We start from the raw sequence: 16,916 nt of genomic DNA, 5'->3' as shown, positions 1-16,916 counted from the left end.
CGCTCTAAACACCCTAAACAATCACAGCAAACCCAAGATACTTTTAAAAAACTTCCAGTTGGAAACGATCCTTCACACTCCAGGTCATCTCCCTCTGGATCGCGTTGACGTCTGGTTCCAAGACGAAGCACGATTCGGTCAGCAAAATCAGACGTCCAGAATATGGGCTGCGAAGGGCAGCAGACCAAGAGTGGTAAAGCAACAGCAATTCGATTATGGCTATATCTTTGGTGCGGTGTGTCCGAGCAATGGCAATACCCAGGCGCTTATCAGCCCTCTTGTCAATAAAGAGGTGATGAAGCAGCATCTGAAATTGATCAGCGAAGCGACAGAGCCTGGGCGTCATGCCGTTGTTGTGATGGATGGCGCTGGCTGGCATACATTCGACACGGCCAGCCCATTTACCAACGTCAGTCTCGTAAAACTCCCAGCCTATTCTCCGGAGCTGAACCCGATGGAACAGGTATGGCAATGGCTACGGCAGCGTTGCTTATCAAACCGGGTATTTCGAGGTTACGAAGAAATAGTAGAACAGGTCTCTCGTGCCTGGAATACATTCATTGCGGATGTTGAGCGAGTCAAAAGTCTCTGTTGGAGAGAGTGGACAAATTTGGTCAATTAATTAATGCAACTGGTATTACAAAGTAACCCGGCGACCAAACAATATTCTCATTCCAATAAACCTTTCCTAGCCATTTGAATGTCTTTCTCATGTTTGACGCTGACTGGGCTTTGAGTTTGCCCATCACTTCTGCTATCGAGTATTTCGGAGGAATGACCATCAACATGTGCATATGGTCATTATCAAAGCACATTCGCTCTATCGTTACGCCGGGCATACTTCGAAGCAGCTTCGGCAACACTTTGCGCAAATACTCCACGACGAAAGGCTTCAGTATCCGACGCCTGTATTTAGTTACCCAGACAACGTGATATTGAAGTCTAAATATAGACCATGTGATGAGACTCGAACTTCCATCTTCGTAGCATACAGGCCTCGGACTCATTCATCCACGGGTAAACCCGTGGTGTTCTGTCGCTTCGCGACCGGTCACATAAAAAACCCGCAACATGTGCGGGTTTCTCAAATATGGCGGAGAGTGAGGGATTCACTCGCGCCGTCCATGGCGCTCACCCTGAATAAATTAAGGGCAGCCTAAAGGCTGTGCACAATGGCTATTCTGCCATTTTGTCGAACCAGCTGGGGTTCTCACCCTCACAGTCTGCTACATTGCTTTTCTGTGGGCAATAAAAAACCCGCAACGTGTGCGGGTTTCTCAAATATGGCGGAGAGTGAGGGATTCGAACCCCCGGAAGGTTTGACCCTTCGCCTGATTTCAAGTCAGGTGCATTCAACCGGACTCTGCCAACTCTCCTGAAGTGATGCGTATCATAATGATATTTTTGTGTCTGTAAAGGGAAACTTTAACTAACTAAACCATTTGCTTAGAAAAGCGCCGCTGGCGGTGAATTTTTGTATGTTTTGCAGGTAAATTCGCCTTCGCGAGCTATTTTATCGTTCGCTCCCTCTAACAGGTTGTGCATTTTGCCCCTTTGTAGGCGAACTCTTGATCCATAACACTCGCGGGCGTATAAACCTTATAATTACTGTTTGTTAAATGCTAACCCCGAAGGACCATTTGCATTGCCACACACGGAAGGGTCGCCCAAACTCGTTATTCTTATTATCGTTTGTCTTTATCTGCCTTTTATTGAAAGCATGCATGGCGCAACGCTGTGGGGCCTAAACTGGCAATCACCAGCCCTGATGGATGCGCTACGAGACTATCTGATCTTTATTAAACTGGGGATGGTTTTATTAGCGGGCTATTTAATGGCCTTTAAATATCAAACTATGCAGAACACCATCAGGCATGGCGTTTTGCGAGCTGCTTTTGTAATTTCGACCTGGTTATTGGTTGCAGTGCAGATCCCAATGTTGCTACTGGGCATTATATTTGGCGGAGTATTAAGCTCTCCCGCTGACTATGTACACCGCGAACAAACATTTGGTAACGAGACGGTGTATGTCTATACCTTCGATCCTGGCGCTATGGGAAAAGCTTATCACTATTTTTATATAAAATGCCCTGAACCACTGGGGCGCTATCAGTTAAATGAGGTGGGGAGGTCAAACTGGATGCGTAATTTCAGTTTTGCGCTGGATGGCGAGCACTTGGTAGTTAAAGAGGAAGGTGGCGAAACTTTTGAGTTTGAAATAACTGAACACCGCTGCGACTAATACCGATAACTATGCAACAGGCAATAAAAAACCCGCAGCATATGCGGGTTTCTTAAATATGGCGGAGAGTGAGGGATTCGAACCCCCGGAAGGTTTGACCCTTCGCCTGATTTCAAGTCAGGTGCATTCAACCGGACTCTGCCAACTCTCCTGAAGTGATGCGAATCTTAATGAAATTTTTATGACTGTAAAGGGTTAATTTTTAAAAAACGAATTGTTTGCCTGAGTTTTAAGCAAAAATGCGATTATTTCGCTAATGCCGACAAAAAAACCATAAATTCACCCCGGTGATAGCTTTTACCTATTGAAAAACGGAACTAAAACCCATACAAATGCACTAAACTATAACGTAATATGGTTTTGTTTAATTCTGCCTGTCCTATTGGAGGAAACAATGGATAATCGTTCGGTGTATACTAGCGCATCAAGGCCTTCGGTTTTAGAAACCAATAAGGTTTTGCGTAATACTTACATGTTGTTAGCCATGACACTGTTGTTCAGTGCCGTGTGTGCTGGTGTCACTATGGCTATTGGCATTTCACCCATCACGTCACTGGTTATGACAATCGGTGCGTTCATTACACTTTTTGTTGTACACAAGAAAGCAGATTCTGCCTCAGGTATTTACTGGATCTTTGCTTTCACTGGCCTGCTGGGCGGCTCTCTGGGCTATATGCTTAGCTTTTATGCTTCTATCCCTGGTGGCCCTGCCCTGATTGCACAGGCGCTTGGCGGTACTGCATTAATTTTCTTTGCACTATCTGCTTATGTACTTACCACTAAAAAAGATTTCTCTTTCATGGGTGGTTTTCTGTTCGTAGGTATGATGGTGGTAGTTGTTGCGGCGATTGCAAACATCTTCTTCTCGGTACCGGCGGTACACCTGGCCATTAACGCGGCTATCGTGTTCCTGATGTCTGGTTTCATTCTGTTTGATACCAGCCGTATTATCCACGGCGGTGAAACCAACTACATTCGTGCCACAGTGGGTTTGTACCTGAACATCTACAACCTGTTTGTATCCCTGCTGCAACTGCTGGGTGCATTCGGTGGCGATGATTAATCGGCACTGCACGTTCTGAGAAAACACCCCGTTAAGGGGTGTTTTTGTTTTATGCAACGAATTTCAGTACTAATCACCAGTTCTCCCGAATCACTAACCGCTTGTCTGGATGCGGTGGCCTTTTGCCGTGCCGCCATCGATGAGGGCCAGAGTATCGATCAAATCTTCTTTTACCAGGCCGGCGTTTATCATGCCAACGGGCTCATGGATGCTTCTGCGAATGAAGTTGATTTAACTAAAGCGTGGCAAAGTCTGGCTGCAGAGCATGCTATTCCATTATTGGTTTGTGTCGGGGCTGCCAGTAAACGGGGAGTGGTGGATGCCGAACAGGCCACGCAAGCGGGCTTACCTCAGCACAATTTGTTTGAACCCTTTAAACAAGTGGGCCTGGGCGAATTTTTCACATTACTGCACAATTCCACAAAACTGGTGCAATTTTAATGGCAACTATCACCGTTTTATTAACCCAGGCGCCCTACGCTTCTCAACAAGCGGCAGACGGAATCGAGTTTGCTCTGGCGTCAACCAATTACGGCCACGAATGCCAGGTAGTATTCAGCGGTAAAGGAATACTACAGCTACTAGCAAACCAGCAACCGGCTCTGCGCAAGAATCAATTAAAACAGGCACGGGTATTACCTTTTTACGATATCGAGCCGGTATACGTTTGTCAGGCGTCGTTAACCGCATTACAGCTGACCGTTGCCGATTTGGGTATCGATGAGGATGACCTGGAATTACTCGATGCCAGCGCACTTCGCCAGTTATTAACCCAATCTGATCACACGGTAACTTTTTAATGCTTGTACGTTATGCTTCGTTTCATCCTGATAGCAGCGCAGAGGCTATATTAAAAAGCCTCACAGCAACCGATGTGGTAGTGTGTTGTGGCGACGGTGTGTATGCGTTTAATGCGCTTCGCCGTACTTATCCGGAATTATCAATAGTGGCCATGGCAAACGATTGTGCCGAACGAGGTGTGGCTATAGAAGCTACCGTGTCATCTGGTAAACTCTGCCAACTTCATCATCAACATCAGCAGTGGATTAACATCTTACCATGAGCGACAACTTTCAGTTTGAATGGCAGGGGCAATCATACCCAACGGATAAACTCGGTTACCTTCTTGATTACCGGCAGTGGCAGCAGGAGATGGTGCCGTTCTTAGCCGAGCAGGAAGGTATTGAGCTTACCGAGGCTCACTGGGAGGTGGTGTTGTTTGTCCGGGAATTCTATCTGGAATATGAAACAAGCCCTGCCATACGCGCATTGGTAAAGGCGATGGCTGCCAAGTACGGGCCGGAAAAAGGCAACAGTCGTTATCTGCAACGATTGTTTCCAAAAGGCCCGGCCAAACAGGTCACAAAGCTGGCAGGCTTACCCAAACCGAAAAAGTGCTTATAAAAAAGGCCGCTAAATTAGCGGCCTTTTTTATTTAATAACGGTTACTTAATTTCGGTAACGCCACCCATATAACTAACCAACGCATCGGGGATTTTTACCGAGCCATCGGCTTGCTGATAGTTCTCCAGAATAGCAACCAGTGTGCGCCCTACAGCTAAACCAGAGCCATTTAGTGTATGCAGTAATTCTGGCTTGTTGGTTTCAGGGTTACGGAAACGAGCCTGCATACGGCGGGCCTGGAAGTCCAGCATATTAGAGCAGGATGAGATCTCACGGTACGTATCCTGTGCTGGCAACCATACTTCCAAATCATAGGTTTTGCATGAGCCAAAGCCCATATCACCGGTACACAGTAATACTTTGCGGTACGGTAAACCCAGCTTCTGCAGGATCACTTCGGCATGGCCGGTGAGTTCTTCCAGCGCGTTAAAGCTGTCTTCCGGTTTTACCAGCTGCACCATTTCAACTTTATCAAACTGATGTTGACGGATCAGGCCACGGGTATCACGACCGTAGCTGCCTGCTTCACTGCGGAAACATGGCGTATGCGCAGTCATTTTAATTGGCAGATCTTTTGCCGCGAAAATTTCATCACGAGCCAGGTTGGTTAACGGTACCTCTGCAGTTGGGATCAAAGACAGCCCCTGGCCCTCTTCTGTGGCTGGTTGGGTGTGAAATAAATCCTCACCAAACTTAGGCAGCTGGCCAGTGCCGTAAAGGCTGTCTGCATTAACCAGGTACGGCACATACATTTCGGTATAGCCGTGCTCTGCAGTATGTGTATCCAGCATGAACTGCGCCAAGGCACGGTGTAAGCGAGCAAACTTGTCGCGCATCACCACAAAGCGGCTGCCAGTTAATTTAACGGAAGCTTCAAAATCGAGCCCTTTATTTAGGCCTTCGGCAATATCAACGTGATCTTTCACTTCAAAATCAAAGCTTGGGATCTCGCCCCAGATGCTGATCTCAACGTTTTCGTCTTCGTCTTTACCTACCGGCACACTTTCGTGCGGCAGGTTAGGAATACCTTGCATGAGCGTGGTAACTTCAGTCAGTACTTCATCTAATTCAGCTTTTGCAGCATCCAGCTTGTCACCGAGATCAGAAACCTCCGCCAATAATGGCGAAATATCCTCGCCCTGTGCTTTGGCTTTACCAATGGATTTACTTCGCGTGTTGCGTTCATTTTGCAAATCTTGAGTTTTGATTTGTAATGCCTTACGTTTTTCTTCGAGGGCATTAAAAGCGTCAACATCCAGAGAAAAACCCCGGCTGGCCAGTCGTTCAGCCGTTGTTTCGATGTCGCTTCGCAAACACTTTGGATCTAACATGTTATTTTCTTTATCCTTTGGTTAATTCCACTGCCAGCCATGCTGCAAGCAGGCAGGCACTCACATTCAATAAAATATTGGCCAACGCCTTTATCCACAAACCGTTTTCGAGCAGTGTTAAGGTTTCTATGGTAAAGGTTGAAAAGGTTGTCAGCGCCCCTAGCAGACCTACCCCAATCAGCGCCCGGTATGGCTGCTCGGCTAACTCGCCTCGTTCAATAAAACCGTATAACACCGCCAGTAAAAACGAGCCGATAATATTGACGGCAAGTGTACCAAAGGGCAACGCTTTTCCAAACCAGGAATCTACTAATCCGGTACAGAAAAAGCGCAAGCAGGCCCCTACGGCGCCGCCGGTGGCAATAAACAGGTAAATTGAGAGCGTGTGTGACATTAGCCGTTCCGTTTTTGTTGGCTTTGATTATTTAACTGGTCAAGGTAGTCGCGTTTGGCTTTAAGCTGTTTTTCCAGGCCCCGTTCGCTGGGCTCATAATAACGGGCATCAGCAATTTCCGGAGGTAAATAGCATTCCCCGGCGGCAAACGCATTGGGTTCATTATGGGCATAGCGGTATTCCGCCCCATGGCCTATTTCTTTTAATAATTTAGTCGGAGCATTACGCAAGTGCACTGGTACCGGGTAGTCGGGTTTATCCCGCGCATCCTGCTTAGCCTGGCTAAAGGCCATATACACTGCGTTACTTTTGGCTGCCAGCGCGCAATAAACTGCCGCCTGAGCTATGGCACGCTCACCCTCTGCCGGGCCTACCCGATGATACACATCCCAGGCATTCACACAGAGCTGCATGGCCCGTGGGTCGGCATTGCCGATGTCTTCAGAAGATATTGCCAGAAGACGGCGTGCCACGTAAAGCGCATCACCGCCACCATTTAAAATTCGCGCATACCAATAAAGGGCCGCATCGGGGTCAGAGCCCCGTACAGACTTGTGAAACGCCGAAATCAGATCGTAAAACGTATCGCCCTGCTTATCATAACTGGCGACCTTTTCACCCACCGCCTGCTCAACATCATTAAGACTTATCTGTGATTGATTGGTAAAGTCACTGGCCAGTTCAAGATAGGTTAACAACCGTCGTCCGTCGCCGCTGGATAAACCAATCAGCGCATTTCTGGCATCGTCGGCCAGGGTCAGGTTGCGCTCGCCCAATCCACGCTTGGTATCAGCCAGCGCTCTGTCGAGCAGCGCATCGAGGGCCTCATCATCAATGCCTTTAAGCACGTACACCCGAACCCGGGATAACAATGCATTGTTAAGCTCAAAAGACGGGTTTTCAGTGGTAGCGCCAACAAAGGTTACTACCCCGGATTCCACAAAGGGTAGAAAGGCATCCTGTTGCGATTTATTAAAGCGATGTACTTCATCAACAAACAGCAGCGTGCGCTCGCCCATGGATTTATTTTGTTCGGCCTGATCCATGGCTGCGCGTATTTCCTTTACACCTGAAGTGACCGCTGAAAGCTTAATCACCTGTGCATTGGTATACACCGCAATCAGTTCTGCCATGGTGGTTTTACCGGTGCCCGGCGGGCCCCATAACACCATGGAGTGACAATGGGACGACTCGAGCATTTTACGCAATGGTTTGCCAGGCCCCACCAGGTGGCTCTGGCCTACGTACTCATCCAGAGTGGCAGGTCGCATGCGGGCTGCCAGCGGCGCGTAGGTTTGCTGACTAAACAAACTCATGGGCGCTGATCATCTACCATAAAGCTTTCCGGCACATCAGCAATAAAGGCCGAAGGGAAAATCGGCGTGTTAAATTCGCGCTGACTAAAATTAATAGCGCTTTGCTGGCCCTGACTGTCGAGCATAACCAGGTTTGCCAGGCCTTTATCATCAAAACTTAAACTCAGCGTACGGATCTGACCGCCCTCAGCTTTTGCCGCAACGGAAAAGGTGTTGGGTTGGGTTGCATTAACCGTATATTGTTGCCAGGTAGCGTCGTCGTTACTGGTGAGCAGCACCATGGGATTATTATCAATCGCCTGGGCCTGCGACATCACTGTAACCTGCTCTACCCACTCATCGATGTGCCAAACGGCGGAACCATCGGCTATCAGTACGGTTTCATCCGGCGACTGGGTTTCCCAGCGCAGTTTATCCGGCCGGGCCATGGTGAGGTTACCCGTAGCTTTATGAACGACTTCACCGTTCTCATCAGTGACCGATTGGGTAAATGCAGCCTTGAAGGACTCAAGTCCGGCTAACTTTGTTTTTAACGCTTCGGCATCATCGGCCAGCGCAGATACAGAGAAAAAAGAAAGAGCCACTAAAGCTCCGCTTAACAATGATTTCATAAACGACTTCCTGTTAGTCTCTCGGTGGCGGTGGAGCCAGCACTTCACGGTTACCGTTGTGGCCCGCAGGGGTAACGACACCACTTTGCTCCATTTGTTCAACCAAACGCGCTGCACGGTTGTAACCAATCCGGAATTTGCGCTGAACACTGGACACCGATGCGCGGCGGGTTTCAGTGACAAATGCCACGGCTTCATCGTAAAACGCATCCACTTCCTGATCGCCACCTTCTGGTTGCTCACCCGGTAACAGCACTTCAGCGGTGGACTCGGGGTTAAGGATCTCATCGATGTACTCCGGTTCGCCGCGTTTCTTCCAGTCAGCCACTACGGCGTGTACTTCGTGGTCATCCACAAACGCACCGTGCACACGGGTGGGTACCGGGCTACCCGGTGGTAAATAAAGCATATCGCCCATGCCGAGCAGCGTTTCTGCACCTTGCTGGTCAAGAATAGTGCGCGAGTCAATTTTACTCGACACCTGAAAAGCAATTCGCGTGGGAATATTTGCTTTAATCAAACCGGTTATAACGTCTACCGACGGACGCTGGGTAGCCAGCACCAGATGAATACCTGCAGCCCGGGCTTTCTGTGCAATCCGGGCAATCAGCTCTTCTACCTTTTTGCCTACAATCATCATCATGTCGGCAAATTCGTCAACCACCACAACAATGGAGGGCAGTTTTTCCAGATCCGGAGCTTCTTCAAGCATACTGTCTTCGGTGCGCCACAGTGGATCTTTAATGGGCTCGCCCGCTTCAATAGCCTGCTTGATTTTGGTGTTATACCCCTTAAGGTTACGTACGCCCAATGCGGACATCAGCTTGTATCGACGTTCCATTTCCCCTACACACCAACGCAGGGCATTGGCGGCTTCTTTCATATCGGTAACCACCTCGGCCAACAGATGCGGGATCCCTTCGTACACCGATAATTCAAGCATTTTCGGATCAATCATGATCATCCGCACGTCTTCCGGTGTGGACTTATATAACAAGCTGAGGATCATCACGTTAACCCCCACCGATTTACCCGAGCCAGTGGTACCCGCTACCAGTAAGTGGGGCATTTTAGCCAGATCAACCACGACCGGATCGCCACTGATATCGGCACCCAGCACCATGGTAAGTGCCGAAGCATTCGACTGAAAAGCCTCACACTCAATTACTTCACTCATGCGCACCATTTCGCGCTTTTTATTGGGTAATTCAAGGCCTATCACTGATTTACCGGGAATAACCTCCACCACACGTACCGAAGTTGCCGACATTTCACGTGCTAAATCTTTCGATAAACTGGTGATTTTGCTTACCTTCACACCCGGTGCCAGGTCAATTTCAAAACGGGTGATCACCGGGCCGGGATAAACCCCAACCACGGCGGCATCAATATTGAAGTTAGCCAGCTTTTCTTCCACCAGGCGGGACACAATGTCCAGCTCTTCCTGGGTGATCGGGTTTTCTTTTTTGTCTGGTCTGTCGAGCAACTCAAACGAGGGCATCGGGCCTATATCTTCATCACCATCTGATTCACCGCGTGGCGGCCGGATTTGTTTTGCCCCTCTGGCAGCTGGTTGTTGCGGCGGAGCTGGCATCGGCGACGATGTTTTATTCGGCTCATTGGCCGTTGGCGGATCAGTGGCTGGTTCATTTGCAAACCGGGGCCCTTCGGCACTAAAGGACTCCCCTGCCCCATCCTTGGTATCCACAATAAACGGCGGTAAGTCGTCTTCTTCGTCGTCATCCGTGGCGAAGATTTCATCAGGAATAGAGAATGTCGGTTCGCTTCGTTCCGCTTTCACTTGTGGGTTTTGCTTAGGCGGCGTTTTCTCAGCCGGTTTTTCCGAGGGCGGCTCGGCACGTAAACTGGTAATATTCAGCTCATCACTGTCTTTCTCTTTATCAGCCGATTTATTCGGTAAAGATAAGGTAGGCATATTTAGCGCCAGCAGCTTTTGCGGTGCGGCAATCGATTTACGGCCGATCCACAGCGTACTTTCACCGAGCTTATCAACAATCAGTAGCCAGGAAATGCCGGTCAGCAACGTAAAGCCCACGCAACAAAAGCACAACAGCAACAGAACTGTACCCGCAACATTGAAATACGGAATTAGCGCAGAGCTGATCACATCGCCAACCAGGCCTCCGGCGGTAAAGCTGAACAGGTCGTCAAAATTTATACTGAAGATGCCGGTAAGGCCCAGCACTATCAAAATAGCGCCAATCAGGCGTAAACCAATAGTCAGGTAGTCAAGTTCACGCCAGGTTTTAATGTTGTGGAAAATAAACCAGCCAATAAACGCACAGCAAAATGGTGTGGCATAGGCTAAATAGCCGAAGGTAAAGAAGAACAGATCGGCAGTCCAGGCCCCCGTTGGGCCAACCCAGTTATGGACATCGTTCTGCAGGCCAGCCTGACTCCAGCCCGGATCACCCGGGTGAAAAGAGGCTAACGCCAATAATAAAAAAAACGCCAGAGCACAGGCAATAATAATACCTGTCTCCCATATGCGTTGAACGCCAGAAAGTCGCACCATATCCCTAAATATCTCTCTTTGCCGGCGTTATGAATACACCGGTCATTGGTTTTATTTTTGCGCACGTACCCGGGTCACAGAAGCGGCTGGCTTCAGCGGGTGACCCAAAAGTTTATCATACCATCCTGACCTTATTTTGTATTAATTCGCAGGCTATTGGTACTTTTAACTTCTTCCATTACCACGTACGTTCGTGACGCACTGACACCAGGCAGCCGCAATAAGGTATCACCCAGCAATTTGCGGTAGCTCGACATATCAGCCACCCGGGCTTTAAGCAGGAAATCAAAGTTGCCCGACACCAGGTGACACTCTTGTATATCATCGTGCTGCTGAACCGCAGCTGAAAATTCGGCAAAAATATCTACCGAAGTTTTGGTTAAGGTAATCTCGACAAACACCAGCATGGCCGCGCCTAGCTGATGCGGATCCAGATGCGCATGATAGCCCTTTATATAGCCCTGGGTTTCTAACCGCTTAACCCTTTCCAAACAGGGACTTGGACTTAACCCTACCTGTTTTGCCAGCTCAACGTTAGAAATCCGCCCGTCTTTTTGCAGCATGGAAAGTATGTTGCGATCTATTCTGTCGAGGTGTTTGGGCGTTTTCACCAACATATTAAATTCTCCAAAAGGTATTTTTAAAAGAATATTACACTGACAATAGAAAAATTACAGCAGATATATTTTAAAACCTTCCGATATACTAGCATCATTAGTAACTCAATTATTTAAACAGGCAGAGACAACTATGTTAGTGGGTGTACCAAAAGAAATTAAAAATCACGAGTACCGTGTAGGCTTAACCCCGGCAGCGGTTAAAGAGTTCGTGATGCACGGTCATAAAGTAATGGTAGAGACCAATGCGGGTACCGCCATTGGCTTTACCGATGAAATGTATGCAGAGGCTGGCGCCAGTATTGCCGCCAGTGCCGAACAGGTTTTCGCCGAAGCGGAAATGATTGTAAAGGTAAAAGAGCCACAGCCACAGGAATGTAAGCAACTGAGCCGTGGTCAGACGCTATACACCTACCTGCACCTGGCACCCGATCCAACTCAGACTGAGTTACTGATTGAATCCGGCGCTACCTGTATTGCTTATGAAACTGTTACCGATGCACGTGGTGGCTTACCATTACTGGCACCAATGAGTGAAGTGGCTGGCCGCATGTCAGTTCAGGCCGGCGCTCATTATCTTGAAAAAGCACACGGCGGCAGTGGCACACTGCTTGGTGGCGTACCGGGAGTTGCACCGGGTAAAGTGCTGGTGATTGGCGGCGGTGTGGTGGGTACACAAGCTGCTAAAATGGCATTAGGCCTTGGCGCCGATGTGACTATTCTCGACCGTTCACTCCCACGTTTACGCCAGTTGGATGATATCTTTAACGGTCAGGTAAAAACCGTTTATTCAACTGTTGATGCGATTGAGCATTATTCAGCGTCTGCTGATTTGGTGGTTGGTGCGGTACTTATCCCGGGTGCAGCAGCGCCGAAACTGCTAAATGAGCAACATATTGCCAATATGAAAAAAGGCTCTGTGGTAGTAGACGTAGCTATCGACCAGGGCGGTTGCTTTGCCACGTCAAAAGCCACCACTCACCAGGATCCGGTTTACATCGTCGACGGTGTGGTCCACTACTGTGTAGCGAACATGCCTGGCGGCGTGGCTCGTACCTCTACCATGGCACTGAACAATGCAACACTGCCATTTGGTCTGGCACTGGCCAACAAAGGGCCTAAACAAGCCATGATGGAAGATATCCACCTGTTGAACGGCCTGAATGTTCATGAAGGTAAAGTCACCTATAAAGCGGTTGTTGAAGCTTTGGGTGATCAGCTGGGTATTCAGTACACCCCTGCTTTGGATGCACTGGCTTAGGTCGCTAAATTTATGGGGTCAGGGAGTTCAAGGGGTCAGAGTAAGCTTACTCTGACCCCTTGAACTCCCTTTGCCCCATTTATTTTTTATTGAAACAAAGACTAACAATTGCTCGCTTGCAAGCACCCTGCTTTGCCCTACCATAAGTTCATCTTACATTATTAACAGCACTTCTTGTGTGGCCTGCTTATGTGGCTTAATTACGCTTATTACGTACTTCTGTTTTGCACTTTAACCGTGATGCTGGCGCAGCTAAGTTTCAGACCGGTTCGGGTGGAGCACATTCTTACCGCTATTTTCAGTGGCTCCCTCGCCATGGTAGCGCTACAGGTGTTAACCGCTCAGGCAGATAGTCCCTATCAGTATGTGTTTGCATTAGGCACCTGTGCTACCTGTAATGTGATCTGGCTCATCTCCCGAGCGTTGTTTCGCGGTGCTGAGTCGCTCGCTATCCAGCATTATGCGCTGGCCGCCTCTATTGCCTTGCTGGTTATGACAAGCCGTAGTCTGGAGCTGATGGAATCGGTTAACTGGTTAACAGCTGATAACACTGGTTGGATTAAAGGCGCAGTTTCAGAAATCACTCAGTTGCTGTCCTCCACTATTCTGGCACTGGCCTTTTGGGAAGCTGTGCGCGGTTTTACTCAGGCAAGCAAAACCTCACAGTACCAGCGATTATTGTTTGCCGGCAGTTTCTTTACTGGTGTATTTAGTTGCACCGTAGTGGCCGAAGGTATTTTGACCAGCGATGTCAGCAGTCAAATTAAGCCCTGGCTCGTAGTGAGTTCCGCGCTACTTATCACCCTGGTAACTTTTATTATTTTATTCTGGCAACATCTCTCGCGCAGGCATATCAGTAATATAGCCCAAATCAGTACTGGCACCGAAGGCGTAGCAGAGCCAATCCTCGCAGAGGATAAGAAGGTGTTTAATCAAATCAGGCTGTTAATGGAACAGGAACAACGCTTTTTGCACCACGATTTAAAAACCATTGATATTGCCAATGCCCTACAGGTTTCTGAATACAGAATAAGCCGGGCAATAAGGGCTATGAGCGCTGCTGCCAATGTGAATCAGTTTATCAATAGCTACCGAATTAGCTACGCCAAACAGCTGCTTACCTCACATCAAAGTGAACACTGGACAATACTGGTCATAAGCATGGAGTCCGGGTTTGCCTCACTGGCACCGTTTAACCGTGCATTTAAGGCCAGTGAGGGGTGTACGCCAAATCAGTATCGTCAGCGTTATATGAGTAAAGAAACCGTTACCAACAATCCGGTTGTGCCTTATTAACGCTTAATAACCAACAATCCGAGGTCCCCACATCATCATTGTGGCTGCAACGGTACCCAACAAAGTAATAAGTATGGCAATTCCCACTGCGATGCTGACTGTCACGCGGTTGGCAACCGTATTACGCGCACGAGCCCTGAAAATCAGTTCTGCAATGAACATGGGCAGCAGGTAAGACGCAAACGACAGCGTAACGTCAGCTGGCCCATCCAGGTTTGCGCTGTTTCCCTGTGGTCCCTGATTGAGCATAAACCAGCCCATCAGCAGCAACCGAAATGTCCATACCCCGTTAATTAAGATAAAAGCATGTACGGCATAACGCTGATGACGGGCGAAATCCCGTTGCAGCGCGTAGTGCCAGGCAAAATAAACCATAACCGGGATAAGCAAACCATTTACGGTAACCCCCAACGCGCCCAAATCACTCAGGCGACTGCCGGTTACCCAGGTAAGATAGAGTCCACCAATAGCGCCCAAAAGGCCAAAGGCCAGATAAACACGACCATTGATACGGTGAAATCGTGGGTAGTGCTTCCGGACAGCAGGAAATAGCTGAAATGTGCCGCTCAGACTAATCAGCATCACGGGTATCACATGAAGCAACAAAATAGCGTTATTAAAAGTGTCGCCATTTACGTACCCCCTGATCATATAAGCGTAGCGGGATTCATCCAACTGCCCGGTTAACAGCGGCAGCGTAAATTGTACGAGGATGTATAATGCAAATATCCACTGGCCGGTGAGAATAACGGCCACCCACGCCTTGACTGTCCAATCTAAATAGCTATTCGTTGTTAACTTTCGTTCCGGTTTAGCGGATAAGCCAGTGGTAATGATTCGTAACATGCAAGGCTCCTGTTAATTGGTATTGCTGCAAAGCCTGCCAAATCCTGGAAAAATGGCTTATCGAATTTCAAATTTGATCATTAAAAGTGGCTAAAATCTGCAAACTTGTCGGATGAACGACACCGGGCAAAGGATTTCATCGCCTCTTATCTCGCTAGTAGTCGAGGCACAATTTAACAATTTTGAGACTTATACTTTCTATTAATTTTACAAATACTGCATTTTCATCAGATTAAAACGCCGTATACTGAGCGCAAAATTAAAACAATATCACTATGTGAGACTATTTTATGGGAAGCGTGAATCACTGGCTTGGTCAGCTACGTATATCAGTAAAGCTTATAATTATAATTTTGATTGCCAGTATCACGTTAATTTGGTTGCAGGTAGATTCTGCTCTCGATATGAAACGCTTACTCATAGAAGAGCGCAAGTCTCAGGCAGAACACCTGTTATTATCTTTACACAGTCAGCTGGAAGCCATCACTCAGGATAAGTCTCTTAGCCCGGAGCAACAAAAACAATATATAAAAAATGCAGTAAAACATGCTCGATATGGTAAGAGCGGTTACTTTTTTGCTTTTGATGATAACGGATTAATGGTGATGCACCCTATCGCCACCGATCTGAATGACCAGCCGATGTTAAGCCATTCCAAAGCATATATCTCAGATACATTTGGTAAGTTTGTAGATACTATCCGGCAACGGGATCAGGGATTTGCCACTTATCAATGGCCAAAGCCTGGCTCCAGCGAACAGGAAAGCAAAACCTCTTTTGTTAAGCGCTTGAGTCAGTGGGGCTGGGCTGTGGGAACCGGTGTTTATTTTGCCGACATTGAAGAGCAGTTTCAGAACGCCCTGCTAGCTATCGCCATTAAGAGCACGATATGTATTTTATTGCTATGGACCGTTGCCGGCCTGATCGCCCGTAATATTGTTAAGCCGTTAAATTCACTGGGCGTAAATATAGCCAGCGTTTCACAATCGCGCGACCTGACCAACCAGTTTACGGTGAAAGGCAAAGACGAATTATCCGTTGTTGCTCATTCTTTCAATTCACTCACATCTGATTTTAAGTCAGTATTGCATAACATCAGCGAAAATACATTTTCACTGGCTTCCCAGGCAGAAGAACTGGCTGCGGTAACTTCTCAGATTGAACAAGGCCTGGTACAACAAAAATCTGATACATCAACGGTTAATCAACAGGTGGCTCAGCTACATACTGCCGCAGAACACATTATGTCGATAACGGAAGAAGCTATTCAGAGCGTCAGTGAAACCAGTGATATGTCGCAAGCCTGTGTAGCCGATCTGGACTTAACGGTAAATAAGATTACCCAAATAGACAGTATTGTGGGCACAACGCAGGACAGCGTTCAGGCCTTGCAAGTGTCATCCAAACAAATTGGTACCGTGCTGGATGTCATCAACGGTATTGCCGAACAAACCAATCTGCTGGCGTTAAATGCCGCTATCGAAGCAGCCAGAGCCGGAGAACAGGGCCGCGGATTTGCAGTGGTTGCCGATGAGGTACGGGCACTGGCTTCCAAGACACAGCAGTCCACCCTCAATATTAAACAGATCATTGATGACATCCATAAATCGGTGGATTCTACCGTAACCAACATGGCTGACTGCCGACAAAGCACCGAAGAAGGTAAAGAAATTGGTCAGCAATGTCGCCAGACATTGCTTCAGATGAATGAAAAAATAGAAGCTCTGGCAGCAGCGCATGGCACCATATCTCATGCAGCCAACAACCAGAATTTGGCGGTTGCCGATGTGTCGAAAAGCGCTTTCAGCATAGCTTCTGTGAGTGAACAAACCTCACTGGGAGCGAGCCAGACACAAGTGGCGAGCCGCGAGTTGAGTGAAATGTCGCAACTGCTAAACCAACTGGTTGGTCAGTTTAAAGTCGCTTAGAAATAAGGTAATAAAGTAATAAAGGGGTCAGAGTTAATTAAAATTAATTAACTCTGACCCCTTTATACTGA

General features: G+C 47.9%; 17 protein-coding genes, 2 tRNA genes and 1 pseudogene. 10 read left to right on the top strand and 10 right to left on the bottom strand.

The features are described from left to right. Positions 1-622 (top strand): annotated as a pseudogene (locus tag C6Y40_RS15030) (IS630 family transposase); the annotation flags it as partial. On the opposite strand, the gene tnpA reads toward C6Y40_RS15030, so the two are convergent. Both tnpA and C6Y40_RS15020 read right to left on the bottom strand, forming a co-directional pair. After that, positions 615-1,007: an IS200/IS605 family transposase gene (gene tnpA / locus C6Y40_RS25590; RefSeq protein WP_105935292.1), complete on the bottom strand. Its 393-nt coding sequence runs from the start codon at positions 1,005-1,007 to the stop codon at positions 615-617. The pseudogene C6Y40_RS15030 and the gene tnpA sit on opposite strands and share 8 nt — an antisense overlap. A gap of 277 nt (positions 1,008-1,284) precedes the next feature. Beyond that, positions 1,285-1,376 (bottom strand) — tRNA-Ser (locus C6Y40_RS15020). A 269-nt stretch (positions 1,377-1,645) separates the two neighbouring features. On the opposite strand from C6Y40_RS15020, the gene C6Y40_RS15015 reads away from it, so the two are divergent. Beyond that, on the top strand, positions 1,646-2,242 hold the full coding sequence (locus C6Y40_RS15015; RefSeq protein ID WP_105935291.1) for a hypothetical protein: 597 nt from the start codon (positions 1,646-1,648) through the stop codon (positions 2,240-2,242). 59 nt (positions 2,243-2,301) lie between these two features. Here the strand turns inward: C6Y40_RS15015 and C6Y40_RS15010 are convergent. Then, positions 2,302-2,393 (bottom strand) — tRNA-Ser (locus tag C6Y40_RS15010). Between the two features lie 243 nt (positions 2,394-2,636). On the opposite strand from C6Y40_RS15010, the gene C6Y40_RS15005 reads away from it, so the two are divergent. Genes C6Y40_RS15005 through C6Y40_RS14985 form a run of 5 tightly spaced genes read left to right on the top strand, consistent with a single transcriptional unit; the run spans position 2,637 to position 4,709 of the window. Then, positions 2,637-3,305, top strand: a complete 669-nt coding sequence (locus tag C6Y40_RS15005; protein WP_105935290.1) for a Bax inhibitor-1/YccA family protein — start codon at positions 2,637-2,639, stop codon at positions 3,303-3,305. A gap of 51 nt (positions 3,306-3,356) precedes the next feature. Then, positions 3,357-3,746: a sulfurtransferase complex subunit TusD gene (tusD, locus tag C6Y40_RS15000; RefSeq protein WP_105935289.1), complete on the top strand. Its 390-nt coding sequence runs from the start codon at positions 3,357-3,359 to the stop codon at positions 3,744-3,746. Then, entirely contained in the window at positions 3,746-4,105 is a 360-nt protein-coding gene (locus C6Y40_RS14995) for a DsrE family protein (RefSeq protein ID WP_105935288.1), read from the top strand. The genes tusD and C6Y40_RS14995 overlap by 1 nt, the downstream gene beginning before the upstream one ends. Further along, positions 4,105-4,368 carry a DsrH/TusB family sulfur metabolism protein gene (locus C6Y40_RS14990; RefSeq protein ID WP_105935287.1) on the top strand — a complete coding sequence of 88 codons (264 nt, stop codon included), beginning with the start codon at positions 4,105-4,107 and terminating at the stop codon, positions 4,366-4,368. The genes C6Y40_RS14995 and C6Y40_RS14990 overlap by 1 nt, the downstream gene beginning before the upstream one ends. After that, positions 4,365-4,709: a TusE/DsrC/DsvC family sulfur relay protein gene (locus tag C6Y40_RS14985; protein WP_105935286.1), complete on the top strand. Its 345-nt coding sequence runs from the start codon at positions 4,365-4,367 to the stop codon at positions 4,707-4,709. The genes C6Y40_RS14990 and C6Y40_RS14985 overlap by 4 nt, the downstream gene beginning before the upstream one ends. Before the next feature lie 41 nt (positions 4,710-4,750). On the opposite strand, the gene serS is transcribed toward C6Y40_RS14985, so the two are convergent. The 6 genes from serS to lrp all read right to left on the bottom strand — a co-directional run bounded on the left by serS (position 4,751) and on the right by lrp (position 11,514). Further along, the gene (gene serS, locus C6Y40_RS14980) at positions 4,751-6,040 is read right to left on the bottom strand and encodes a serine--tRNA ligase (protein ID WP_105935285.1); all 1,290 of its coding nucleotides are present in this window, start codon (positions 6,038-6,040) and stop codon (positions 4,751-4,753) included. 10 nt (positions 6,041-6,050) lie between these two features. Then, positions 6,051-6,434, bottom strand: a complete 384-nt coding sequence (gene crcB, locus C6Y40_RS14975) for a fluoride efflux transporter CrcB (protein WP_105935284.1) — start codon at positions 6,432-6,434, stop codon at positions 6,051-6,053. After that, complete coding sequence (locus C6Y40_RS14970; protein ID WP_105935283.1) at positions 6,434-7,750, bottom strand: replication-associated recombination protein A; 1,317 nt, start codon at positions 7,748-7,750, stop codon at positions 6,434-6,436. Before C6Y40_RS14970 ends, crcB begins: the two co-directional genes overlap by 1 nt. After that, on the bottom strand, positions 7,747-8,361 hold the full coding sequence (gene lolA, locus C6Y40_RS14965) for an outer membrane lipoprotein periplasmic chaperone LolA (RefSeq protein ID WP_105935282.1): 615 nt from the start codon (positions 8,359-8,361) through the stop codon (positions 7,747-7,749). The genes C6Y40_RS14970 and lolA overlap by 4 nt, the downstream gene beginning before the upstream one ends. Positions 8,362-8,374: 13 nt before the next feature. Next, the gene (locus tag C6Y40_RS14960; RefSeq protein ID WP_105935281.1) at positions 8,375-10,897 is read right to left on the bottom strand and encodes a DNA translocase FtsK; all 2,523 of its coding nucleotides are present in this window, start codon (positions 10,895-10,897) and stop codon (positions 8,375-8,377) included. A 131-nt stretch (positions 10,898-11,028) separates the two neighbouring features. Beyond that, a complete protein-coding gene (lrp, locus tag C6Y40_RS14955; RefSeq protein ID WP_105935280.1) occupies positions 11,029-11,514 on the bottom strand; it encodes a leucine-responsive transcriptional regulator Lrp in 486 nt (161 codons plus the stop codon). A gap of 133 nt (positions 11,515-11,647) precedes the next feature. On the opposite strand from lrp, the gene ald reads away from it, so the two are divergent. Continuing rightward, positions 11,648-12,775: an alanine dehydrogenase gene (gene ald, locus C6Y40_RS14950; RefSeq protein WP_105935279.1), complete on the top strand. Its 1,128-nt coding sequence runs from the start codon at positions 11,648-11,650 to the stop codon at positions 12,773-12,775. A gap of 189 nt (positions 12,776-12,964) precedes the next feature. After that, complete coding sequence (locus C6Y40_RS14945; protein WP_105935278.1) at positions 12,965-14,071, top strand: helix-turn-helix domain-containing protein; 1,107 nt, start codon at positions 12,965-12,967, stop codon at positions 14,069-14,071. Between the two features lie 3 nt (positions 14,072-14,074). Here the strand turns inward: C6Y40_RS14945 and C6Y40_RS14940 are convergent, their stop codons facing one another. After that, entirely contained in the window at positions 14,075-14,917 is an 843-nt protein-coding gene (locus C6Y40_RS14940; RefSeq protein ID WP_240621977.1) for a DUF2306 domain-containing protein, read from the bottom strand. Positions 14,918-15,321: 404 nt separating this feature from the next. Between C6Y40_RS14940 and C6Y40_RS14935 the strand changes: the two genes are divergently transcribed. Continuing rightward, positions 15,322-16,845, top strand: a complete 1,524-nt coding sequence (locus C6Y40_RS14935; RefSeq protein WP_170308510.1) for a methyl-accepting chemotaxis protein — start codon at positions 15,322-15,324, stop codon at positions 16,843-16,845. The last annotated feature ends 71 nt before the right edge of the window (positions 16,846-16,916 follow it).

Origin of the sequence: Marisediminitalea alba, from assembly GCF_002993365.1 — a bacterium.
GTDB classification, from domain to species: Bacteria; Pseudomonadota; Gammaproteobacteria; order Enterobacterales; family Alteromonadaceae; genus Alteromonas; species Alteromonas alba.
The sequence above is the reverse complement of the archived record's forward strand: the minus strand, read 5'-3'. Positions and strand labels throughout refer to the sequence as shown.